The organism is Chroococcidiopsis sp. CCALA 051 (assembly GCF_003015105.1).
Classification (GTDB): Bacteria; Cyanobacteriota; Cyanobacteriia; order Cyanobacteriales; family Chroococcidiopsidaceae; genus Chroococcidiopsis; species Chroococcidiopsis thermalis.
In genome coordinates this window covers 1-22,258 of sequence record NZ_PYCI01000050.1, presented here as the reverse complement: position 1 = coordinate 22,258, position 22,258 = coordinate 1, and the positions used below count along the sequence as shown (strand labels likewise).

At 40.4% G+C, this 22,258-nt stretch carries 19 protein-coding genes and 1 pseudogene; 4 read left to right on the top strand and 16 right to left on the bottom strand.

All coding sequences use genetic code 11. The features are described from left to right. The first annotated feature begins 151 nt into the window (after positions 1–151). Entirely contained in the window at positions 152–2,368 is a 2,217-nt protein-coding gene (locus tag C7Y66_RS14125; protein WP_106546063.1) for a polysaccharide biosynthesis tyrosine autokinase, read from the top strand. Positions 2,369–2,400: 32 nt separating this feature from the next. Here the strand turns inward: C7Y66_RS14125 and C7Y66_RS14120 are convergent, their stop codons facing one another. Continuing rightward, complete coding sequence (locus tag C7Y66_RS14120) at positions 2,401–3,546, bottom strand: DegT/DnrJ/EryC1/StrS aminotransferase family protein (protein WP_106546062.1); 1,146 nt, start codon at positions 3,544–3,546, stop codon at positions 2,401–2,403. Positions 3,547–3,772: 226 nt separating this feature from the next. Between C7Y66_RS14120 and C7Y66_RS14115 the strand changes: the two genes are divergently transcribed. After that, a complete protein-coding gene (locus C7Y66_RS14115) occupies positions 3,773–4,819 on the top strand; it encodes a hypothetical protein (protein ID WP_106546061.1) in 1,047 nt (348 codons plus the stop codon). A 63-nt stretch (positions 4,820–4,882) separates the two neighbouring features. Here C7Y66_RS14115 and C7Y66_RS31105 read toward each other — a convergent pair whose 3' ends face one another. After that, complete coding sequence (locus tag C7Y66_RS31105) at positions 4,883–5,056, bottom strand: hypothetical protein (protein ID WP_158265925.1); 174 nt, start codon at positions 5,054–5,056, stop codon at positions 4,883–4,885. Between C7Y66_RS31105 and C7Y66_RS14110 the strand changes: the two genes are divergently transcribed. Beyond that, the gene (locus C7Y66_RS14110; RefSeq protein WP_106546060.1) at positions 5,055–5,822 is read left to right on the top strand and encodes a glycosyltransferase family 2 protein; all 768 of its coding nucleotides are present in this window, start codon (positions 5,055–5,057) and stop codon (positions 5,820–5,822) included. The genes C7Y66_RS31105 and C7Y66_RS14110 overlap by 2 nt on opposite strands. Here the strand turns inward: C7Y66_RS14110 and C7Y66_RS14105 are convergent. The 5 genes from C7Y66_RS14105 to C7Y66_RS14085 all read right to left on the bottom strand — a co-directional run bounded on the left by C7Y66_RS14105 (position 5,819) and on the right by C7Y66_RS14085 (position 10,466). Then, positions 5,819–6,493 (bottom strand): HAD family hydrolase, encoded by a 675-nt coding sequence (locus C7Y66_RS14105; protein WP_106546059.1) that lies wholly within the window; start codon positions 6,491–6,493, stop codon positions 5,819–5,821. The two genes, C7Y66_RS14110 and C7Y66_RS14105, sit on opposite strands and share 4 nt — an antisense overlap. Continuing rightward, positions 6,487–7,488, bottom strand: a complete 1,002-nt coding sequence (locus C7Y66_RS14100; protein WP_199197429.1) for an ATP-grasp domain-containing protein — start codon at positions 7,486–7,488, stop codon at positions 6,487–6,489. The genes C7Y66_RS14105 and C7Y66_RS14100 overlap by 7 nt, the downstream gene beginning before the upstream one ends. A gap of 121 nt (positions 7,489–7,609) precedes the next feature. Then, complete coding sequence (locus C7Y66_RS14095; RefSeq protein WP_233222678.1) at positions 7,610–8,653, bottom strand: GNAT family N-acetyltransferase; 1,044 nt, start codon at positions 8,651–8,653, stop codon at positions 7,610–7,612. A 102-nt stretch (positions 8,654–8,755) separates the two neighbouring features. Next, positions 8,756–9,646 (bottom strand): phytanoyl-CoA dioxygenase family protein, encoded by an 891-nt coding sequence (locus tag C7Y66_RS14090; protein WP_106546056.1) that lies wholly within the window; start codon positions 9,644–9,646, stop codon positions 8,756–8,758. A 175-nt stretch (positions 9,647–9,821) separates the two neighbouring features. Further along, complete coding sequence (locus tag C7Y66_RS14085; protein WP_106546055.1) at positions 9,822–10,466, bottom strand: sugar transferase; 645 nt, start codon at positions 10,464–10,466, stop codon at positions 9,822–9,824. A gap of 657 nt (positions 10,467–11,123) precedes the next feature. Here C7Y66_RS14085 and C7Y66_RS14080 point away from each other — a divergent pair. Beyond that, entirely contained in the window at positions 11,124–12,317 is a 1,194-nt protein-coding gene (locus C7Y66_RS14080; protein WP_106546054.1) for a hypothetical protein, read from the top strand. A gap of 13 nt (positions 12,318–12,330) precedes the next feature. Here the strand turns inward: C7Y66_RS14080 and C7Y66_RS14075 are convergent, their stop codons facing one another. From C7Y66_RS14075 to C7Y66_RS33410, 9 genes and pseudogenes are all read right to left on the bottom strand, one after another. Then, on the bottom strand, positions 12,331–13,269 hold the full coding sequence (locus tag C7Y66_RS14075) for an NAD-dependent epimerase/dehydratase family protein (protein ID WP_106546053.1): 939 nt from the start codon (positions 13,267–13,269) through the stop codon (positions 12,331–12,333). Between the two features lie 11 nt (positions 13,270–13,280). Beyond that, entirely contained in the window at positions 13,281–14,444 is a 1,164-nt protein-coding gene (locus C7Y66_RS14070) for a glycosyltransferase family 4 protein (protein ID WP_106546052.1), read from the bottom strand. A 24-nt stretch (positions 14,445–14,468) separates the two neighbouring features. After that, positions 14,469–15,662 (bottom strand): glycosyltransferase family 4 protein, encoded by a 1,194-nt coding sequence (locus C7Y66_RS14065; protein WP_106546051.1) that lies wholly within the window; start codon positions 15,660–15,662, stop codon positions 14,469–14,471. 30 nt (positions 15,663–15,692) lie between these two features. Continuing rightward, positions 15,693–17,075, bottom strand: coding sequence for an O-antigen ligase (locus tag C7Y66_RS14060; RefSeq protein ID WP_106546050.1), 1,383 nt, complete (start codon positions 17,073–17,075; stop codon positions 15,693–15,695). Then, positions 17,056–18,219 carry a glycosyltransferase family 1 protein gene (locus tag C7Y66_RS14055; RefSeq protein WP_199197428.1) on the bottom strand — a complete coding sequence of 388 codons (1,164 nt, stop codon included), beginning with the start codon at positions 18,217–18,219 and terminating at the stop codon, positions 17,056–17,058. The genes C7Y66_RS14060 and C7Y66_RS14055 overlap by 20 nt, the downstream gene beginning before the upstream one ends. Before the next feature lie 21 nt (positions 18,220–18,240). Beyond that, the gene (locus C7Y66_RS14050; protein ID WP_106546048.1) at positions 18,241–19,539 is read right to left on the bottom strand and encodes an oligosaccharide flippase family protein; all 1,299 of its coding nucleotides are present in this window, start codon (positions 19,537–19,539) and stop codon (positions 18,241–18,243) included. An 864-nt stretch (positions 19,540–20,403) separates the two neighbouring features. Continuing rightward, on the bottom strand, positions 20,404–20,589 hold the full coding sequence (locus tag C7Y66_RS14045) for a PCP reductase family protein (protein WP_106546047.1): 186 nt from the start codon (positions 20,587–20,589) through the stop codon (positions 20,404–20,406). A 189-nt stretch (positions 20,590–20,778) separates the two neighbouring features. Next, positions 20,779–22,179 (bottom strand): photosystem II reaction center protein CP43, encoded by a 1,401-nt coding sequence (psbC, locus tag C7Y66_RS14040; protein ID WP_015153287.1) that lies wholly within the window; start codon positions 22,177–22,179, stop codon positions 20,779–20,781. Then, a pseudogene (locus C7Y66_RS33410) lies at positions 22,163–22,258 on the bottom strand (photosystem II protein D2); the annotation flags it as partial. The gene psbC and the pseudogene C7Y66_RS33410, both read right to left, overlap by 17 nt.

Below are 22,258 nucleotides of genomic sequence, written 5' to 3'. Positions count from 1 at the left end.
ATGGATAAACACTCTTTTGCGAAAAATTTTATCATAAAATAATAATCGATGTATAAGAATTGAAGATAAGGTGTTTACAACAACATTATTCAAGGTAGTATTGAATACGATATCTATTTGTTGAATTTTGTCATAAAGTTATAGCGCGCTCATGTCACTTCCTGAGTCCACAGAATCTAGTGTCAAATTACAGCAATATTGGCTGTTACTCAAACGACATTACTTACCACTATCAATCGTGTTTGGAGTAGTTGTCGCACTGACAGGTATAAGCTTAGCATTGCAAAAGCCAATATATGAAGCAGAAGGAAAGTTACTTTTTAGAAAAAATAGCCCTAGTTCTTCGTATTTACCTGAAGTGAGTAAGGGTATAGGTGAATTGCAGCCATTACAAGAGCAAAATAATCCTGTAGATACAGAAGCGGAAATTATACGTTCTCTGCCTATTATTAAAAAAACGATTACGCGGTTGGAGTTGAAGGATGAATCGGGTAAAACTCTTAAACCCGAACAATTTCTCAAAAAACTAGACGTGACAGACGTGAAAAAAACGGACGTGTTGCAAATTACTTATAGGGATGCAGATCCAAACAAAGCTGCAACAGTAGTCAATACTTTAATGGGTATTTATTTAGAAAATAACTTACTTGCTAATCGCTCTGAAGCCGTTTCTGCGAGAGAGTTTGTGCAAAAACAGTTGCCCAGGGCGGAAACGAGTTTGCGCCAAAGCGAGTCAGAGTTACGTCAATTTCAAGAGCAGAATAAAGTTGTCGATCTAAATGAAGAAAAAAGAGCGGCAGTAGCAATTATTGCCGATATGCAACGCCAAGCTGCGAATGCTAATGCTGGTTTGGCAGATGCAAAAGCTCAATCTGAACTGCTGAAGCAGCAATTAGGAGAAACTTTAAATAGCGCCGGAGCGGTAACTAGTGTAAGTCAATTTCCAGCCGTTCAAGGTATTTTGAAAGAGATCCAACAAATAGAATCGCAGCTAGCGGTGGAACAGAGCCGCTTTCAGGCAGATTTTCCTAATGTCGTCTCCCTCAAGCAAAAGAAAGCAAGTTTAGAGCAGTTACTCAAACAACGCTTAAAACAAGTGGTAGGAGAACAAAAACTTCTTAGAGGAAATAGCTTACAAAATAGTGAATTCGATCAAAAACTGACAGAAGAGTTTGTGAGGGCAGAAGCAAGACGTTTGGGTTTATCTAGCCAAATAGCAGCAATCTCAAACGTTCAATCTTCTTATAGAGAAAGACTCGATCGGTTACCTCAGTTAGAACAATTGCAGCGAGCGTTAGAACGAAAAATTCAAACAGCTCAATCTACCTATTTATTACTACAGCAAAAATTACAAGAAATTCGGATTGCGGAAAATCAGAATATAGGTAATGCTCGCGTCATTTCAGCAGCCATACCACCAGAAGAAGCGGTTGCTCCCCGCAAAATGTTATATCTGGTGACAGGAATTATGCTGGGTGGAATATTAGCGGCTGCTACTGGTTTAATATTAGAAAAACTAGATAAATCGCTCAGAAGCGTTGAGGAAGCTAGAAAAATATTTGGCTATACCTTACTGGGGATAATTCCAGCCTTGAAAAAATCTGAGAACATTTTCTTGCGCGATCGCTCCCTAGAAAGAGCTACACCAGAAATTTTAGTGCAAGAGTCACCGCGATCGCCTTTCAGCCAAGCATATCGAATGCTGCAAGCTAATTTGAAATTTCTGAATTCTGATAAACAGCTCAAAGCAATTGTCGTTACGAGTTCCGTTCCTAAAGAAGGAAAATCAACAGTTGCGGCAAATTTAGCTGTCACTATCGCTCAAATGGGGCGTAAGGTATTGTTAGTTGATGCAGATATGTATCGTCCCTTGCAGCATGAAATCTGGGAATTACCAAATCACTTGGGTTTAAGTAATATCATTGTGGGTCAGACCGAACCAAAAACAGCGATCAAAAAGATTACGGCTAATCTTCACATCCTAACTTCTGGAGTGATTCCACCGAATCCAATGGCATTACTGGATTCTCAAAGGATGGCATCTCTAGTTACTGTTTTTTCAGCTAATTACGACTACACAATTATTGATACTCCTGCTTTAAATGCGGCTGCTGATGCAGCAATTTTGGGTAAAATGACCGATGGAGTTTTATTAGTTGTTCGACCTGGTGTGGTAGATACTGCTGCTGCTATCCGTGCTAAAGAATTTCTAGAAAAGTCAGGGCAACATGTCCTCGGTCAGGTAGTGAATGGATTTAATCCCGATAGCGAACAATACTACTATTATCGTTCTAGCCAGTCGGAAGAAGATGATAATGTAGCATTAGCGGAAAGTCATTCTCCTCTGAGCATTAGCAAAAAGAGATGAGGTTTTTCTGGTTCGATTGAATTTGTAACCACTCAGTTCATTTTGATCCCAACAGAGCAAATTTTAGCGATCGCCCCTACAACTCGCTCTAAATCCTCGTTGGTTAAATTAGAGCCAGAGGGAAGGCACAGACCGCAAGCAAACAGCTCTTCCGCTACCTCACCTCCAACTGTCTCGTATTGGGCAAAAGCAGGTTGGAGGTGAAGTGGTTTCCAAACTGGGCGAGTCTCAATGTGCTGCTGAGCGAGGATTTTACGGACTTGTTCTCTATCTGCACCGAAAATATAAGGATTGATTGTCATGCAGCTCAACCAGCGCGTGGCGCGACCGTAACTCGCTTCTGGCATAAATGAGATTCCTGGCAATTCGCCCAAAGCTTGCCGATAAACTTCAAAGTTACGCCTTCTAGCTTGTACCCGTTGCTCCAGGACTCGCAATTGACCTCGACCAATTCCCGCTAATACATTGCTCAGCCGATAGTTGTAACCGATTTCTGAGTGTTGGTAGTGGGGCGCTGGATCGCGTGCTTGAGTGGAGAGAAATCTGGCTTTGATGACAATTTCTGGCTCGTTGGAAACCAACATTCCACCTCCAGATGTCGTAATGATTTTATTACCGTTAAAAGAAAAAATGCCAATTTTACCGAAACTTCCGGGCGATCGCCCCTTGTAAGTTGCTCCTAGAGATTCAGCTGCATCTTCAATCAACGGCACTTCGTAGCGGTTGCAAGCTTCTAAAATCGGGTCAATGTCAGCACTTTGACCGTATAGGTGGACGACAACTACGGCTTTAGGTAATTTACCCAATCGCGCCCGTTTATCCAAGGCTGCTCGTAACAATTCCGGGTTCATGTTCCACGAAGTGCGATCGCTGTCAATGAAGACAGGTTTTGCACCTAAATAGACGATGGGGTTGGCTGAAGCCGCAAAAGTGAGTGTCGAGCAAAATACCTCGTCTCCAGACTCGACTCCAACTAACTGCAAGGCTAAGTGTAAAGCCGCCGTGCCAGATACTACAGCAGCAGCATGATTGACACCAATTACATGACAAAATTCTTGTTCAAAAGCTTCTAAATGGGGACCGACGGGAGCAATCCAATTCGTATCAAATGCTTCTTTGACGAATTCTAGTTCGCGATCGCCCATATGTGGTGTCGAAAGCAGGATAGGTTTGGTCATTTTACTCTGATAGTGTCATGAAATTTGATTGGTGCTTTTGGGCATCTACAGTATTTTACGGGGATTCATCATATTTGTTTACCAAAAAAGTATTTAAAAATACATGCATGTATATTAAACTATTCTTAACCAAAAAGTAATCCAAGCCTTTACAATTGCTAGACTATCTACCTCGCATTGTTCTGGCGATATTTTGCTTTGAATTCATTTTTTTAACAAAGGTATAATGGAACGAAGTAATGACCTGATTCAAGAAAACATAGAGGATAAATTTTTAGGAACTTACTTAATTGAAGCTGGTATAATTACTGTAGCTCGACTAAATGAAGCCATAAGACAACAAGAAAAAAATCCCCGCCTGCGACTAGGAGAAATACTAGTGAGTCGTGGTTGGGTCGAACAAAAGGAAATTAACCACTTTACAGATTTGATTATCGCACTCGCTGGGCAAAATCTCCGCGATCGACACCAGGAGAAATCTAGATATAGCTTTTTTCATGCTTATGACTCAGAAAGGAAAGAAAAAACTTCGGTTTCGGACGTACAAGTATACAGACATTTGAGTTTGCCTATCTTTTATACTTCTCCAAAACAAGTTAGTCAAATCTTACTAATTATAATTATTTTTTTAGCGATCGCTAGTGTATTGACAGAGAGTGCAATTCTCTTTCTCAATTTATCTACCTCAAACGGTTACACTGGAAGAATGTTTGTTTTAGATGCAGAAGCGAATATCCCTACATTATACTCAGCGCTAACTTTGTCATTTTGTGCGCTTCTACTAGCAATAATTAGCTATATAAAACGGGCAGAAGATACTTTCTATACTGGCTGGAAGTTTCTATCAGGTTTGTTTTTATTTCTTGCGTTAGATGAATTTTGTAGTATTCACGAAACCTTTATTATTCCTTTAAGAAAAGCCTTCAATACGAGCGGATTTCTTCATTTTGCCTGGGTTATTCCTGCTACTATCCTACTCATAATTTTCTTATTGAGTTTTTTGAAGTTTATCAAAGCGCTACCACAAAAAACTCGAACCTTATTTATTCTAGCTGGAGCTACTTACGTTAGTGGTGCGCTTGGCATGGAATTAGTTAGTGGATATTACGCTAGCATTCATGGTGAAGAAACCGTAGCTTACTCAATACTAACAGTGGTTGAAGAGTTACTTGAAATGCTAGGGATTGTAGTTTTCATTTCCGCACTACTCTCGTATATAAAAAGAAACGTTGGAGAAATTAGATTTTGTATTCGCTTCAGCGACAATCAATAAAATATGGTTTAAGCTGATGGCTCTAATTGGCTACTAGCCACCAGTATTCTTATTTACTTACGACTAGGGTATAAATACTAATGTAGAAAAAGGTAACATGTTGTAAGCAATACTAAAAATCAAATTAAACTCGATGTAGAGCGATCGCTTCTTAAGAAATGTACTATCATGAGTAGACAGCACGAGTTGTTGTTGGTGCAAATAAAACAAATAGCTAGCTAAATTAACTGGAGCCATGCTTGTCTTTATTATCCCAGTAAAAAGTCCAGCAGTATCAACTTCTTGGGATCGTTTCTCTAAATTATTTGAAAGATGCATTAAATCAGTTTGCAATCAAACTTTGCCCAATTTCAGAGTTATTGTAGTTTGTAATGATAGACCAGCAATTGAATTTCGTAATTCTCACATAGATTATATTGAAGTTGATTTTCCACCACCTGATTCAAATCAGAGAAATTATGGACAGGTGCGTGGTGCAGGAGATGCAGATAAGGCGCGTAAAGTTTTAACTGGAATAGCATTTGCTGACAAATTTCAACCATCACATTTAATGGTAGTTGATGCTGACGATTGCGTGAGCAAATATTTAGCAGAATTTGTCGCTCGAAATTCACAAGCGGATGGTTGGTTTTTAAAAAAAGGTTACGTGTATGAGGAAGGCAGCAAGTTTATCTACTTAAATTTGAAAAACTTTAATCAATCATGTGGTACGTCAATAGTTATTAAGTACGGCTTGCATAACTTACTATTTCCGAATAAAAATTACTACGACCATAATCATCACATACTACAAAATGGTGTGACTCTGAAAGCGCTGCCATTCGTTGGTGCTGTATACAGTATCAGAAATGCAGAAAATATGTTTATGAGTACGGCAAAAACACAACAACTCAAGGACAGAGAAAATTCTTTACTCTTCGCGGTTAAAAAAGCTGTGAAATACAGACCTATGCTCTTAACAAAAACAATTCGTGATGATTTTAGTTTATACAAGATTAACTAACATTTAGTTATAATATCTTTCAAATTGAATAAAGAACTGATTTGAAAATCAGCATCATAGTTTTCTTTGGGAAGAATTTTGGCGTATTCTCCATCCATACGACATATCTGAACTGCGATCCAGCCTAATTTTTTTGCTGTTACAAAATCTTTTTGAGGATTGTCACCAATATACATGCATTCTTCCCCAATGCAACCTAGCGATCGCATGATTTTTTGATAAGGTAATGGGCTTGGTTTCCAGTTTTCTCTTCCATATAGATCGGAATAAACAATGGCTTCAAAGATAGATTCAATGCCTAATGCTGTTACCTTATTTCTTTGAGTAGTGAGGTATCCGTCAGTAATTATACCAAGCTGAAAATCTTCGTTGAAATAATCAATAGCCCAGCGTGCGTCTTCATATAAGAAGATGATAGGTTTATGTTGTCGATATAGGTGTACAAGTTCTTGAATTAGACCGATCTCGTACTCTAATTTGAGTTGCTCTAACGTTAAGTTAAAAATATTATTTCGTTGACCTATTTTAAACAAATGCCACGCAACTTCAAAAAAACCAGTAACAGCATACTTCGCTTCTAACCAACTACTCACAGCTTGAAATCCGCTACACACAAATTCATGCTCGGGAAAAAGAGTATCGTCTAAGTCAAATACAATTGCTTTTAGCATACAATCGCCTCCTGATTGACGAAGATTGCATCATCGTACCGCAGCATCACAATGCCTTCTTGCCATCCATCAAGAGTAATATGAGGCTCTTTTCCAAGTATCATTTCTATAATCCAGCGCGGAAAGTTAGCCCCAGCTTGAAAAGACAAAGGAAACCCGCCGCCAAATCTAGGATTTATTTCGATAAACTGAATTTCATTGTTAGGTGTCAGAAAACACTGGACTGTGATGCATCCTATCGCACCAGGCAGTTGCTCGACTACTTGTTTACCAGCAGCAATCAAAGCTGGATTTTTAACTGTTACCCCTTTACTAATTTCTCCAGCACGTGTTTCAATGCGTAATCTAGGAACAACACAACGCACGCAACCTTGAAAGTCCACCAGAATATCCAAAGTGTATTCTTCCCCACTGACGAATTCTTGGACAATTGCATTAGGCACGTAATTTTGGAAAAATGCTAGCTCCTTTGCGTTATCTATTTTAGTAACGCCCACGCTACAACTTCCAGTAGCAGGTTTAATCAGCAAAGGATATTGGGCTTGAGGCGCAGCCAGAATTTCAGGAGTATTCAAGATCTTTGGAGTTTGAACACCTACTTTTTTAAAAAAGCTATATGTATTTCTTTTATCAAAAGAAATCTGATTAGTTTCATGAGACGAGACCAAGAGAGTTACGCCTATAGCTGCAAAATCCTGCTTGTGAAGAGAAAGAAGATCTAGTTCAGAATCGATAAGCGGAACGACGAGATCGATGGCGTGCTTTTTGCAAATATCCTTTAATACAGTGATGTAATTGAGATCTTTGACGTGGGGTACAAGTTCGTGAACCTCGGCGATAAAAGCAACAGGGGCGTTTTTCTTCAGATCTGTTGTGACAATATTACCATCAAGACCAAGCTCCTGCATAGCTTTTTTAAAATTGTAGATCAAAGACACCCTTCTACCAGCACTGGTGAAAAGAATGTTGAATTGTCTCATCTTCTTAGCTGACATACACATCTCAATCTTGGCTTAACTCATCACTGCATTTAGCTCGTGAAGTAGATTGAATTGTTTCAAACTACTTTTCATATACAAAATACAGCATTTTTGTCAGCTTTTGTCAGAATCTCGATTATCTAAAACAACGATATGCAGGAAAAAATCTGGAAGAGAGCAATTCTTCAACTCGAACATTTAAAAGTTTTGCTCGTGAATTAACTAGGTAATGGTACTTTTCTTCATCTATAATTAACCGTAGCGTAAGAAACGGATGCCTTGTTCTAGAAAAACCAGACTTAAAAGTATAAAGACTATCTGTTGTAGAACAACCTACCCCACCTCCTAAATGTAAAAATTTGTTACCTCTTGCTTTAGCCCAGTTGCGAGCGTAGTCTACCAACAGATTGAAAGGAGAGTAGCGTAGAAACTGATTTTTTGTACCCCCAAGATGAGCTTGAACGATCCCAGAACTTTCTAGAAATAGACTAGCGCAGGCAATTTCATTATCTAATTCAACGATACCTAAATGCAAGTGTTGACCTAGCTTCAATAAATCCTCAAAATATTCATGACTAAAATAGTAAGATTTTTGCGCTCCTACTCGCTCCATCGTCTCGTTATAAATACTGATAAAATTATGAATGTATTGCTTAAAATTCACCATTTTACCAGTGAAGCCGAGTCGCTTGCATTTATTAATTGTACTTTGATGTCCTTTTCTTGTATGCGCCCAAATTTTGGATTCAGAAAGAGTTAAATCTACGGATACAGTTTCTCCAATAGTGGTAAAAGTATTGGGTTGAAATACTTCATTAAAATTGAAGTTGAGGATCGGATGCAGTCGGAAAAAAGCCGAACACACTTTATGTTCAAACAATACTCGTCTTAACTCCCTGATGGCAAAGTCTGGAAATCCTGGCGTGTTAATTGCTGCTTTACTCAGTAAAATTCCTGGGTAGCCATAGGGTGAAACAATATCAAAAACTTCCTTGCGAGATATTTCTCTATCTAAAATGTCATCACATTGACGTAGCAAATAGGGTACAAAAAAAATTTTTTCATCATCGATAATTATAAAAGCATTAGGAAGTGTACTAGTTCTTTTTGACTCTATTTCTATATACTCAGGTAGATGATATACGTCATGATGCAGTTTTTGTAAAACCTGCTTCCACAAAGGATTGTGTAAATTAATGATTTGAATATGCATTTTTACGTAAAAATAAAAAATTAGTTTAAGCGTGTTAGGAACATCCTAGATATATAAAACTATTGGTTGCTATTTTTCTGGCTCTGACCACAAAATAGGAAATATTGCCGGATCGCTAAAATCAGGATCGCCGTTAGGTAATGTCCGACATAAAAGCTCATCAAAAATATGAATTTGTTCTCCTTTCTTGTTCCAGAAAGGGCGATAGTGGTTAGTACCATCTTGTAAGTGTACTGCTAATGACAAGCGAAACCACTGGCTGCGGTTAGAATAGCTACCGTGAATTGTCCAACAGTGATGAAAGCTAACCTGTCCCTTTTTTAAGGTCATCGGCACTCTGACGATCTGCCGTCCTTCTCGTTGAAATTGTTGTTCTACATCCCCCAGGTTAGGGTTGTTAAAGAACCTTGTATTTTGGAGATTTGACCACTTGTGGCTCCCGTCTAGTACGACCAGCGATCCTCTAGACACGTCGCAGTCGTGAAAGGGAATCCAGGCAGTCAGCAAGTTATCGGAACTACAGGTAGCCCAGTAAGCGCGATCGGCGTGCCAGCCCACGGCACTCTTACCACTCTTGTCTTGAGGCGGCTTGTATATCAGTTGATCGTCTAGTAAGCGAATCTGCTTAGATTTAGCTAATCGGGCTGCGATCGCTCCAATAATTGGCTGAAGGGCAAGCTGACGGATTGCCCTGCTTTGCAGAGAGACAAATTCGTTGTTACGCATGACATCGTAACCATCTTCGGGCTTCCAGTTGCTATATCCACTATCTTTGGACAGAGGTGTATCTCTCTCTCCCCGATAGAACCTTTCGCTGCCTTGGATTGCTTCATCTATAACTTCATCGGAGAGTACTTTTTTTGAGATATACCAACCATGCTCTCGGTAAAAAGCTACTTCTTCTTCTGTTGGTAAAAGTGCTAGCTTTTCTTCTGAAAGACTCGAATTACATACTTGCATTTTATAGTTCACTCCTCTTTTTAGAATTGGTAATTACAGCATTCTTCAATGATTTGTGAATGGAACGGTTTATAGCATAGTAATAGATTAAAATACTGCAAGTAAGAGGAAACAGGAGAATTTTGAATTTCGCATATTCACTACATATTACTAACTTGAGTTTTGCGATCTGTTGTTAATCGGGTTCGCCTTTAAATTCTTCTGATGTCGCGTAACCTTCTTGACTAATTCCTTCCTGCTGCAGAACTTTGAATACTGTCATAAAAAGAATTTTTAAGTCTAGCCACAAACTCCAGCAATCGACATACCAAACATCTAATTTGAATTTTTCTTCCCAACTCAATGCATTGCGACCGTTAACTTGTACCCAGCCTGTAATACCAGGTTTCACTTCATGGCGACGAGCTTGTTCTGGAGTGTATCGGTTTAGGTACTCTACGATTAGGGGACGGGGACCAACAAAACTCATGTCGCCTTTGAGAACGTTCCACAATTGAGGCAGTTCATCTAGGCTTGTTTTTCTGAGTAATTGACCGAGAGGTGTGAGGCGTTTTTCGTCAGGAAGCAGTTTTCCTTCTGAGTCACGCTCGTTTGTCATGGTGCGGAACTTGTAGAACGTAAAAATCCGACCATCTTTTCCAGGGCGCGGTTGAGTGAAAAAGATAGGATGACCTATGCGAATGTAAATTGCGATCGCTATTAACACTAAGAGCGGCGCAAAAACTAATAAGGCGATCGCTGCCACTAATCTGTCTAGTATAAATTTAACAAGTCTGCTGGTATAAATAGACAGGCTGCTACTGATAGAATTTAGTTTCATTGCCCACACGCTCCTCCCATGAATTGAAAATTCAGTTGCTATAAAGAATAAAGAGTTCTGAATACAAATAATAAAGGTTTTTGAACCTTTGGGCAATTACACAAAGTAAAAATTTTGGCTGAGTTGCAGAATTTATTGCTGCGTGTCTCCAAATAGAGTATTGTGAAATGATGCTGCCATTAAATAAGTACTTGTTTCATCTTCATTATATCGAAATCGACTACAGCGCGAACTTTTTTGGCGATGAATTTTGTGCTTTTATGTTCTATACAAATCTCTAAAGACGCTGTAACTTTTCTTACTTTGCCTGCCTCAGCATGGCGTAATTTTACGGATGATTACTACTAGTAGATTGCAGGAAACGTACTTTTACTGAACCGATTAGACTGAATCAAGTATATTTGTTCTCCGTAAATTTTCTCTTGAAATTATTATAAAGTTAGCGTTAACTTTGTTTTAGAGATTTAATTATCACAAATAAATTTTTGTGGTATGTCAAACAATTTGTTCCTGGTTTTTAATTAATGGAAGATGTAATTATTTAGCCAGATATCTCGTTCTTTAGATATCTTTTTAATATAGCTACATCTCAATTATGACCTGGTTTGATTTCCAACAATTCATGCGTATAGTCATTCTTTGTCAAGAAGGTAGAAAATGAAATCACGGAAGCAATTAGATAGCTTTGAGAAATTTATCAATATCGAAGTTGAGAATTTGATTGAATTTAAACAAGGATCGATTCCAACAATTTATAATAAGAGTCTGTTCTTAGCTACTGTTCTTTCTCTTTTTTGTTCTACTACAAGTTGTGCTACTAATGTTTATGTAAACACAGATGTTACTCAAACTCCTTCTGTAATGGTTGATGAAAAACCATTCTTTCCCTTTGGCTTCTATTACGTCTCCTACTATGATAGCGAACAAACGAAACGCTTGAATGACCTGCGGGCGATCGCTCAAGCAGGATTTAATACAATGTACGTTCCTCTCGATTTGAATGATGATTCATTTCTCAATGAATCAGCAAAACTTGGAGTCCAAATCATAGGTGAGTTTAATGAAGATCCTATGAGTGTAATTAATAAGTATAAGAATAACTCCGCAATTATAGGCTGGCTTGTAGCCGATGATGCTGATAACGGTAAAAAAACACCAGAGCAATTATCGCAATTCAACTATCAGTTAAAAGTTGCAGATCCTCAGCGAATAACATATCTTAGCGGTGGTTATCCTAAAAAAATTGGACAGTTTGTAGATTCTGCTGATGTCGTGGGTATGCAAAGCTATCCTGTTACTGCGGAGCCACTGAGTACGGTTAATTATTCAATTGCTAGTGCTGTTAAGGCTGCCGTTCCAATCAACCGCCCGGTCATTGCTAACTTACAAACATTTGCCTGGTCAGGAGGTCGCGCACCAACTCCCAAAGAAGTACGAAATATGACATATCAATCTTTGATTAACGGTGTTAAAGGTATTATTTACTATGCCTATTATGATGGTGTCTGGAATTTACCAGATAATAAAACTTTATGGAATGGAGTTAAGTTACTAGTTCCAGAAATTAAGCAACTCACTTCAACATTGCTATATGGAGATTTAATCAAAATTGCTACTGGAGTATCAGATACCTATGCTGGAATCTGGAAGTATCAAAATAAAGCAGTAGTTGTTGTCATCAACACATCATCTAATGCTACTAAAGAAGTTACAGTTTCACTACCGTTGCAGAGAACAACTGGGATCGAGACTATGTTTGCTGGTCGTCCCTCTGGAATGATTGTCAAAGGCGATAAGCTTTCTGGCTCGATTAAACCTAAGGACGTACATGTATACACTTTTGGATATTAAGTACATAGAGTCCCTAAAGTTTTAACTTCAGTAACTCTGCTAAGCCTTCGCGAATGCTAACGAGCGGCGACCATCCTAAAGCTTTAAGTGCAGTATTATCGGCAAGACTGTGACGAATATCTCCTGGACGCATCTGTACGTGAATAGGTAAAAGGTTTTGATTGGTCAGAAAATTGATTTCGTTGACAACATCCAATAAGTTTGTTGCTATCCCTCGCCCAACATTAAAGGTTCGAGCTACGGCTTTTGGATGTTTCAAAACCAGCAAGTTAGCACGGATAACGTCCGAAACATGAATGAAATCTCGGCTTTGAAGACCATCGCCATAGATTGTAGGCGCGATTCCTTGACTCATGCGATCGCAAAATACGGAGATCGCTCCTGAATAAGGACTTGATGGTTCTTGACGGGAACCAAAGACATTGAAATAACGCAAGCTGACAAACTCTATACCAAAATTGCGGGCATAAACGTGACCCATTAGTTCTGATGCAAGCTTATCCACGCCGTAAGGAGCGATCGGGCAAGGTTGCATCGACTCTTTTTTTGGTAAAGTTGGTTCATCACCATATACAGCAGCACTTCCAGCAAAGATTGCGCGGCGAACGCCATGCTGACGAGCGGCTTGTAGAATATTTAGAGTCCCGCCATAATTAATTTTTCCCGTAGCAATAGGGTCGGTAATGCTTTGAGGAACGCTGACAACAGCGGCTTCATGAAATATATACTCACATCCCGCTACAGCCGCATTAACATCTGAGAGTTCCGCGACATCACCTATGTATAGTTCAATATCTTGTAGAGCGACAAAGTTGAGATTTTCAACTTTACCAGTTGAGAGATTGTCAAGAATCCGAACTCTATAGCCTTGTTTTACTAAAGCTTCTACAATATGAGAACCAATAAAGCCGCATCCACCAGTTACCAAGACTGTTTTGCCATTCGTCATCATTTTTCCTTTTGTTACTGTAAAGACGCAGCCTCAATTTTCTGATATACGTTGTCTATTCGTTCTAGCACTTGCTGTACGCTAAATTCACGTTCTACATGAGCAGGACCGGCGGCTCCCATTCTTTTTCTTAACTCAGGATTTTCTAACAATACCAAAATAGCTCTGGCAAAATCTTCTGGATCGTCAACGGTAGCCAAAATACCTGTTTCGCCGTCCTTAACCACTTCGGTGATCGGTGGAATCTTGCTCCCCACTACAGGACACCGCAAGGACATCGCTTCCAAATAGACTAACCCCAATCCCTCAAAGCGTGTAGATAACACGAATAGATCGAGGCTGGACATTAAGCTCATAACATTTTCCATCTCAGTCAAAAATCCTAAAAACTGCACGCGATCGGCTATTCCCAGAGAACGTGCTAGCTCTTCCAATTCAGCACGTAAAGCACCATCACCAGCAATAATGAAGCGTACATCTGAACGTTTTTTTAAAACTAGTGCAGCGGCTTTAATGAAAGTATCCATTCCTTTTTGATAAACCAGCCGCCCAACGGTTCCTACCAACAATTCATTCGGCTGGTCTTTATACTGCGGCTGCACGGCAGTAGTATTTACTTGAAAATTTTTGAACTTATCAATACTATCAAAACTGAGTCCAACAGGCACTAAAGTACTTTCAGGCTTCAAGCGATAACGAATTGCCTCATTTCGGTTGAAGTCGGAGATAAACAACATGAAGTCACAAAAAGGAGCGGCTATTTTTTCAAGAAGAATATAAAATTGCCGCTTCAGTCCGGAATTATATTCTTGAAAAGCAAAACCAAGCACTGTATGCATAATGTTTGGACATCTAGCAAACTTAGCTGCAAATCGTCCAACGAATCCTGCTTTAGAGGTATAAGTGTGAACGAGATCGTATTGATTCATTTGAATAAGCCGGATCAAACTCCAAAAAGCTCTTGCATCTCGTAAAGGGTGAATTTCACGTGCAAAAGGAATTTCATGAACGATGAATCCTGCTTCATGTAAATCCTTAAGTTTGGAGGGTGCATCTGCGTAGCTTTGAAATGAACAAGCAAATGAAACATCGTGACCTCGCTCTCTTTCGTACTTGGCAATAGGAAGCAAAAAAGCCTGAGCAGTGGCAGATGTCGTACTAACAAACAATATTCGCATTTTCACACAGCCTCTTAAACATCATTATTTTTGTTCTCTCCAGGCTTTTGTTCTTTCGCGCAGCTGACGGTAGAACTCGTTGCGCCTTTGATGCAGAATTTCATCTCTGTATTCTTTTGCCTTCTCTAGATTGCGGGCTGACATGTAAGACAGCCGTTCTGGATTAGTTAACACCTCCAGAATTTTCTGCTTGAGAGCAGTTATGTCTCCAGGTAGCACCGTATCCTCAGGTGGTAATAATTCGGGAATACCACCTACTGTAGAACCGATGCATGGCAGCCCGCGAGCCATCGCTTCGAGCATCGCTCTGGGCATACCTTCTGTCTTAGAGGGTAGAATAAACAAATCAGCTCGATCCAGCTGAGTGCGTACAGCATCACCAGCAGATATTTGACCGAAGAAACAGACGCGATCTTCTATACCCAGCTTTGCAACTCGCGCTTCCAGCGCTGAACGGTGCTTGCCATCTCCGATCAAAATTAACTTAATGTCCAATCTCTCTTGTATGCAAGCAGCAACAGCATCAATCAATACGTCCTGACCTTTGTAGGTTTGAGCCATTGAGCCTACATTAACTAGGGTCATCGTGCCAGAACTTGGATGAGATAGACGGGGAACAGGTACAAAGGCAACATCGGGCAGCTCGACATCGGAGCAATGAGTTGAAAAAGCATTTCGTGCTGGTGGATATCGAAGTTGTAGAGCGCGTTCAGTAACGTAAGCAACTCCACAAGCTCCGGCACATTGATTTTGCAGTAGGCGCGGAAACCACCAACGAAAAAAAGGACTCAATGGGTGTTCGATCGCACCAGGTGCAAAGGCATCAGCTGGATCGCTGACGACTTCTACACCATAGGGATGACCAGTCTGACGTAACATTGGTTCGATGCAAGTAGCAATCTGCGAACCAAGTCTTAAAATAACGGCATCGCTCTTACCAACAGCATTTCTTGCCGCACATTGAACTTTTTTAGCTTTTAGCAAGTATTGTCCTAAACCGATGTAGTGTGGAATGGAAGCAAATGTAACTTTCTCACCATCAGCTCGTTGCCAGTCTGGTGGAATAGATGGTACTTCGAGTACCCGTGCTACCACGCGCACTCGATCGAATATCTCAAGATAACGAGTCCAAAAGGGATATGCAAACATTGTCTGCGTCCAGATTGCTCCATCAGGAGTGCAGGCAAAGCGATGTTCGGTCGTGACAACCAGATTCATAGTTTAAACGTCAATTTTCATTGTTAAAATTCAGTTCGGTGCTACCTGTGGTGATGTTTCTCCAAATCGATATGAATTTAGGGCAAGCGCTAAACAACAAAGATAAAATCCTATGAAATGTCCAAAAGCAGGAGTAGGATAAAACGTTTCTTGAGTCATTGATGAAAATAACAAGGCGATGGTCACCCAGAAGACAGGTTTTGTTCCCTGCTCGTATTCGTACAAAAGACTGAGTATCTTATAGAATAAAAACGCAAATATCAATAAGCCGATTAAACCAGTTTCTATAATAATATGAAGGTAAAGCATATGGGCGTTGCTACCAGAATCTATTGCGGAACCAAAACCTCCTCCAAAAAACCATAATAAAGGCTCTTTGTCTAACAAAGACATGCGTTCTGTCCAAATTTCATCGCGTCCGCTCAAGTTCTCAGAATTGTTAGGATTGAGCAAAGCTAATTGGCGCTCGACCGTCGATCCTTCTCCAGAAGTCAGATTTATTGAACTGGATGAAATAAATATGGCGGTTGTCGCTGTAGTGCCTGCTATTACAGCTGCGACAATCGCGTAAATCGGTTTTTGGAACCAAAAGAATATTGCATAAAATATCATTGTTGCTAAGCCAGCGCGAGATTCGCTCAAAAAACAAGCAACTATAGATAAAACCAGCAGTATATTATCGAAAAATAGTAGTTTTTGTTTCGAGTTTAAGTGTATTTTTAGGCTGAGGAGCAGAATGACTTGAGCTGAGACGTAAGCATGATTGTAACCTATAGTACCCCAACCTCTCCCCCCAAAACGTTCTAAACTTGCATAGCTATTCCAAGGTCCTGCAATACCTGCACCTTGAGGTAGATGTCCGGTGATAGTAGATAAAGGCACGATTGAGAAATATGTCAGTATAATTCCCGCACAGACAAATATTAAGATAGTATTAACAATTTGTCTAAGAACAGTAATGCGTTTTGTCGTTAAAGGTATGTGTGCAGTTACCCAAAATATACAAACAAATTGGAATAAACGGTAGATTTGGAAAATTCCGAAACTGCTACCTTTGGCACTCTGACTGCTAAGCCAAGTTAAATTCCAAGTGAATGACAGAATACAACCCACACAAATAAATATAAGAACAAAGAAGATGCTCCAGCTTGCTTTTGATGGGGCTGGAGTTTTCTGAAAATTTAGCAAAAGCATTAATATCAGACAAGCTGTCGCAAAGTCAGACAGGGTCGGCCAAATTGCCCAGGAAGGACCAAGAGCAAGTATAGGAATGGTGAAACCTTGAGAAATTAAGTAAAAGCATAAAGCCAAAAATAACCACTTTGTGCGTTGTATGAGCAAGGAAAGCGCACTATTAGCAGTCTGACAATGAATCAAATTATTAGACGTGGAATCAATATTGGAAGCACTCAAGGTAAAGTTTCTCCAGAGTTTTAATATTATTGCGAATACTAAATGAACTTTGCTCAACGAGCTGAAGCGCTTCTACTCGATCGCTTTCCGATCTAGCCTGTCTGAGAGCTAGGATAGCCTCTGCCCAAATAGCAGCTGGTTGTGATAAAGACATTCGCCGCATCAAAGGCTTGATTGCATCTGCCTCTTCTGGAACAACATCTGAAAAAATACAGTGTAATCCTGCTGCTTGTGCTTCAATTAACACTAGACCCAGCCCTTCGTATAGGGATGGAAAAAGGAAAATATCCATAGCACCCAACATTAATCGGGGTACGTCCGATCGCGAACCTGTAAAAATAACACGGTCGGATAAGTCCAATTGAGTAACCTTCCGCTCAATGCTTGGACGCAGCAAACCGTCACCCACTAGTAAAAGACGCATTTTCGGTTCTCTTTTTGCAACCTCCGCTGCAACTTCCACAAGAAATGCATGGTTTTTTTGGGGAAAAAATCTACCAACGTGACCAATGACAAAGGTATCTTCAGGAATTCCCAATTCAGCACGAACGGCAACAGGATCGAGACTAGCTATATGTTGAAATGGAGTTAGGTCAACACTACAGTGTAGTACCTGTCGAGAAGGGTCTGTATTCCAGGTTGAGCCGAACAGAGCTACTGCTGCCTTTCGACTTGCTGCTAGACCGATTGTGGTATGGCGAGCGATCCATTGTTTCATTAACTTCAAATAGGCACGGCGCAAAAATCTAGATGAAGCATCGAGCTGTAAAGTATCTAGATGGCTGTGAGCAATGCGCATAGGTATTCCTACTTGCCGCGCTAGGTAAAGAACATAGCCGCTAAAATGATGAATATGGCTGTGGATAATGTCATAGGGACTGCACTCGCGCATAATTTGTTTGAAGTTACGAGCGTAGAGCCAGGGTTTTGATGGATCGAGACACGGGATAATCTGGCTCCCGAGAGCAATAATTTCCTCATCGTAAGCACACTTATCTTTTGTGTGTACTAAGAAGTCAATCTGAAAGCGATCGCGATCTATATGGCGCAGAACATGCATTAGCCAAGTTTCTGTACCACCCCGATCCATACCACCAACGACTTGAAGGATACGAATTGAACGCCGCTCAGTCAATGTCATCATGCTGAATATTTTATTATTTTGTTAGTTTCGAGCAAGCTTGGATATTGCTAGAAGATTAACTGCCAAACTCAAAATTACTTGTACAACTGCCGCTATTAGCAGGGCAATCGCTGCTCCTTGCAACCCGTTGTGAGGTATTAACAAGAAGCAAACTACGGCTGAAATAGCCGTAACTAATGCAAATAAGGGTATTTGAATGCGGAAGTATCTCGCTGCTGTCATGCCGTAGCCCAACAACGAGGCTACATAGTTAACTGCTGTAGCCAGCATTAACAAAATAAGTATACCCGTATACTCACCATACTCGGGACGGTATACAAGAGTCAAAATTTGCCGTCCAGCCACAACGGAAACTAGTACACCTATCCCTCCAATTGATATTCCGATGCCAACAAGTTTGAGCAGCAGAGTACGGAAAGCTAGGCTATCTCCTGTTGCATAATACTTTGCCAGTCGGGGGTTTGCTGATTCGCCTAATGCGTTTACAACCATAGTTCCAGCTAACATAAAATAGCCAATAGCAGCAAAAAAACCCAATTCTCTTTCACCCAGATAACGCTCGATAAAATAACGAGGAATGTTAATATTGAGCGAAATCAGCATCATGACAAAACCCAAGGGTAGAGACAGCAATATTAGTTTTTTTTGTTTTACCCAATTCCAACGAGGTTTCAGCCTTACCTCGCGAACAGAATTTCCTATAACTTTATCCCGTGGTGACGAATTTGACGTAGTTTGTACCATCAAGATTCCACTATGAATGTCAAAGCTCAACAAAACTATAGCCCAAGCAACAGCTAAGCCTATTACTCCCCATACGATATTACCTGTTAGATAAATTCCGCAACCTAAAACTACTAGCGATAACGGCCCTTTAATCATCATTGAAATTGCGATGCGATCCATTCGTTCATGCTGTTGAACGAGTCCATAAAATACATCGCTAATAGCTTCAAAAGATTTTGCCAAAGCTATGATAAAAATTACTATTGATATCTCCCAGCGGTATCCTACTAAGAAAACAATTCCTATAATTATTGCGAGCGCTAGCCCCGTTGTAATTAATCTCAATCCTAAATAATCTTCAAACGCATATTGCTGTTTTGCATCTGTTGCCTGAATAGCTCTCAATTGAAGATTGGTAAACATGATGACTGGTGCAGTAACTGCAAGTCCTAGAGTAAATTGTCCTACCATTTCTGGCTTGCCAAGTTTAGCAAGTACTACTACAATTCCCCACTGGCAAGCTGCATAGATAATATTACCAACAAAAGTCCAAGAGAAGTTACGACGTAGTGTCAGTGGCTTATTAGTTGCCATGGCAGATGTTTATTAATTTTTTTCGATTCATAATTTTTTAATGTCTGAACGCTATATAGTTCCTTATCTCTCGATCAATTTCTCAAAGCTAAACTATTTAATGTTGATGTTATGCAAGTTCCAAAAAATCTCAAAGAAGATGAAAGATATAGAACAGAAGGAATTGATGCTGTATTGGAAAAGACAAGTTGCACTCTACTTATATTTTAGACTTTAAGCATACAAAATAGTATACAGCTTTAAAAAATATGGCTCTAAGTTAGAAACCAGACATCTTAAGGTTAAATCTATTTAAATTTAACTTCATTTATTTACACCTTTCAAGTTAAAACTAATAGAACTACACCTAATTAATAAATACCACCTTAGAGTGATAAACTACCTAGTAAACTGCGCGGTTATTCATAATCAAAGATTAGAAATTTTAACTCCACACACTTTTAAACGCAATCGAGATAGTCAGAGAGCGACAGAGGAGTTTGTCTCAGTGCATCCGAAAGCTTTTTTTAACTTATTACTTATTACTGCTACCCTAATTCATTAGTTAGATTGAAAAATACTCTATTCTATAAACACGTTGCTTTTTTAAAGAATACTATTTAATTGCACAACAATCAAGTAGCAAAGAATCGGTTACAACAGAATCTATAGAATAGTAAAAGGATATATATTTCTCTTAAAAGTAAGAAGCAAAAATGATTATTGTTAGTTGTACTACTGCTTGTATTGCTCATACTGCGTTAGCTAGTCGTGAAACCGCAAAGAAGGTAACGCATGTCAAAAAATGCACTTGGCAGCAAAATAGCGAGAGCTTGAAGGAAAAGCGCGATCGCACTCACAAACCCTAAGATCGAGCTAGGTTTCTTATTGCCCAAACTCTAACCTGGCTTGTTCGACAATCTCTGCTGTCACAATATCTAAACCCCGCGATCGCGTCAACTGTTCTATGCGCGAGATTGCCTGAGAGCGGACGAAAAAGGGAATCTTTTTTAACTTAATTTGGGCTTCAGTCGTCCATTGTAGGCGATCGGTTAAGTTTGAGTCTGGCATGGTCGTCACCATCAACTGAGATTTGAGCGAGCAAGAAGCAATAACTGCGATCGCACCTCGCTAGCGTAGCTTTTTTTGCACCATATAAAAGATTCTGTCATAAAACTCGTGCCATGCGAAAGGCTCCCGCTCTAACGCAGGAGCCTTATCAATTTAGGGTGGAGCTTAACTCCAACCCCAAATATTGTTTTAGTCTAATTCGCCCATAGCCATTACTGGTTCAGATTCGCGGTTAATACCTTTCTCAAAACCAGCAGCCGCAGCGCGAGCGCGACCGGCGTGCCATAAGTGACCGACTAGGAAGAAAAAGCCTAGTACGAAGTGAGAAGTCGCCAGCCAAGCGCGAGGAGATACATAGTTAAAGGAGTTAATCTCCGTAGCCACACCACCCACAGAGTTTAGAGAACCCAGAGGTGCGTGAGTCATGTACTCAGAAGCACGTCGTGCTTGCCAAGGCTGAATGTCGTTCTTGATCTTTTCTAAGTCAAGACCGTTGGGACCGCGTAGTGGCTCTAACCAAGGACCTTTGAAATCCCAGAAGCGCATTGTCTCACCACCAAAGATGATTTCTCCTGTAGGAGAGCGCATCAAGTATTTACCTAGACCTGTAGGACCTTGAGCGGAACCGACGTTAGCACCCAAGCGTTGGTCGCGGATCAAGAAAGTCAAAGCTTGAGCTTGAGAAGCTTCTGGACCAGTAGGACCGTAGAATTCGCTGGGATAAACGGTGTTATTGTACCAAACCATACAGGAGGCGATAAAGCCCATCAGGGATAAAGCACCCAAACTGTAGGAGAGGTATGCTTCACCAGACCAGATGAAAGCACGACGCGCCCAAGCAAAAGGCTTGGTGACAATGTGCCAGATCCCGCCAGCGATACAAGTCAAACCAACCCAGATGTGACCGCCGACAACATCTTCTAAGTTGTTGACGCTGACAATCCAGCCTTCGCCGCCAAAAGGAGACTTCAGTAAATAACCAAAGATAACTGCGGGGTTGAGGGTGGGGTTAGAGATGACGCGAACGTCTCCACCACCAGGAGCCCAGGTGTCGTACAAACCGCCAAAGAACATGGCTTTCAGTACCAGCAACAAGGCTCCACATCCCAAAATAATCAGGTGGAAACCAATGATGCTGGTCATTTTGTTCTTATCTTTCCAGTCGTAACCAAAGAAAGAGGAGTACTCTTCTAAAGTTTCTGGACCGCGAATCGCGTGGTAAATTCCACCAAATCCCAACACGGCGGAAGAGATCAGGTGTAATACGCCAACGACGAAGTAAGGGAAAGTATCGATGACTTCTCCACCAGGACCTACACCCCAACCGAGAGATGCCAGGTGAGGTAGCAAGATTAAACCTTGCTCGTACATTGGTTTTTCTGGGATGAAGTGAGCGACTTCAAATAAAGTCATTGCTCCTGCCCAGAAAACAATCAAACCTGAGTGGGCAACGTGAGCGCCCAACAGTTTACCAGATAAGTTGATTAATCGGGCATTACCAGCCCACCAAGCAAATCCTGAAGATTCTTGGTCGCGACCGCCACCTAAGGTCAAGCCGCGATTAAACGATGAATTATAGGGCGTTTCCACGGGGTAGAACCTCCTCAGGGAACTCGAAGTTTTCGTGGGGTTGGTCTTGAGGAGCCATCCAAGCACGGATGCCCTCGTT

Bases quoted from the DNA above. Each gene is read 5' to 3' on its own strand.
- C7Y66_RS14125 (WP_106546063.1), top strand. From the start codon at position 152: ATGTCACTTCCTGAGTCCACAGAATCTAGTGTCAAATTACAGCAATAT.
- C7Y66_RS14120 (WP_106546062.1), bottom strand. From the start codon at position 3,546: ATGACCAAACCTATCCTGCTTTCGACACCACATATGGGCGATCGCGAA.
- C7Y66_RS14115 (WP_106546061.1), top strand. From the start codon at position 3,773: ATGGAACGAAGTAATGACCTGATTCAAGAAAACATAGAGGATAAATTT.
- C7Y66_RS14110 (WP_106546060.1), top strand. From the start codon at position 5,055: ATGCTTGTCTTTATTATCCCAGTAAAAAGTCCAGCAGTATCAACTTCT.
- C7Y66_RS31105 (WP_158265925.1), bottom strand. From the start codon at position 5,056: ATGGCTCCAGTTAATTTAGCTAGCTATTTGTTTTATTTGCACCAACAA.
- C7Y66_RS14105 (WP_106546059.1), bottom strand. From the start codon at position 6,493: ATGCTAAAAGCAATTGTATTTGACTTAGACGATACTCTTTTTCCCGAG.
- C7Y66_RS14100 (WP_199197429.1), bottom strand. From the start codon at position 7,488: ATGTCAGCTAAGAAGATGAGACAATTCAACATTCTTTTCACCAGTGCT.
- C7Y66_RS14090 (WP_106546056.1), bottom strand. From the start codon at position 9,646: ATGCAAGTATGTAATTCGAGTCTTTCAGAAGAAAAGCTAGCACTTTTA.
- C7Y66_RS14085 (WP_106546055.1), bottom strand. From the start codon at position 10,466: ATGAAACTAAATTCTATCAGTAGCAGCCTGTCTATTTATACCAGCAGA.
- C7Y66_RS14080 (WP_106546054.1), top strand. From the start codon at position 11,124: ATGAAATCACGGAAGCAATTAGATAGCTTTGAGAAATTTATCAATATC.
- C7Y66_RS14075 (WP_106546053.1), bottom strand. From the start codon at position 13,269: ATGATGACGAATGGCAAAACAGTCTTGGTAACTGGTGGATGCGGCTTT.
- C7Y66_RS14070 (WP_106546052.1), bottom strand. From the start codon at position 14,444: ATGCGAATATTGTTTGTTAGTACGACATCTGCCACTGCTCAGGCTTTT.
- C7Y66_RS14065 (WP_106546051.1), bottom strand. From the start codon at position 15,662: ATGAATCTGGTTGTCACGACCGAACATCGCTTTGCCTGCACTCCTGAT.
- C7Y66_RS14055 (WP_199197428.1), bottom strand. From the start codon at position 18,219: ATGATGACATTGACTGAGCGGCGTTCAATTCGTATCCTTCAAGTCGTT.
- C7Y66_RS14050 (WP_106546048.1), bottom strand. From the start codon at position 19,539: ATGGCAACTAATAAGCCACTGACACTACGTCGTAACTTCTCTTGGACT.
- C7Y66_RS14045 (WP_106546047.1), bottom strand. From the start codon at position 20,589: ATGCCAGACTCAAACTTAACCGATCGCCTACAATGGACGACTGAAGCC.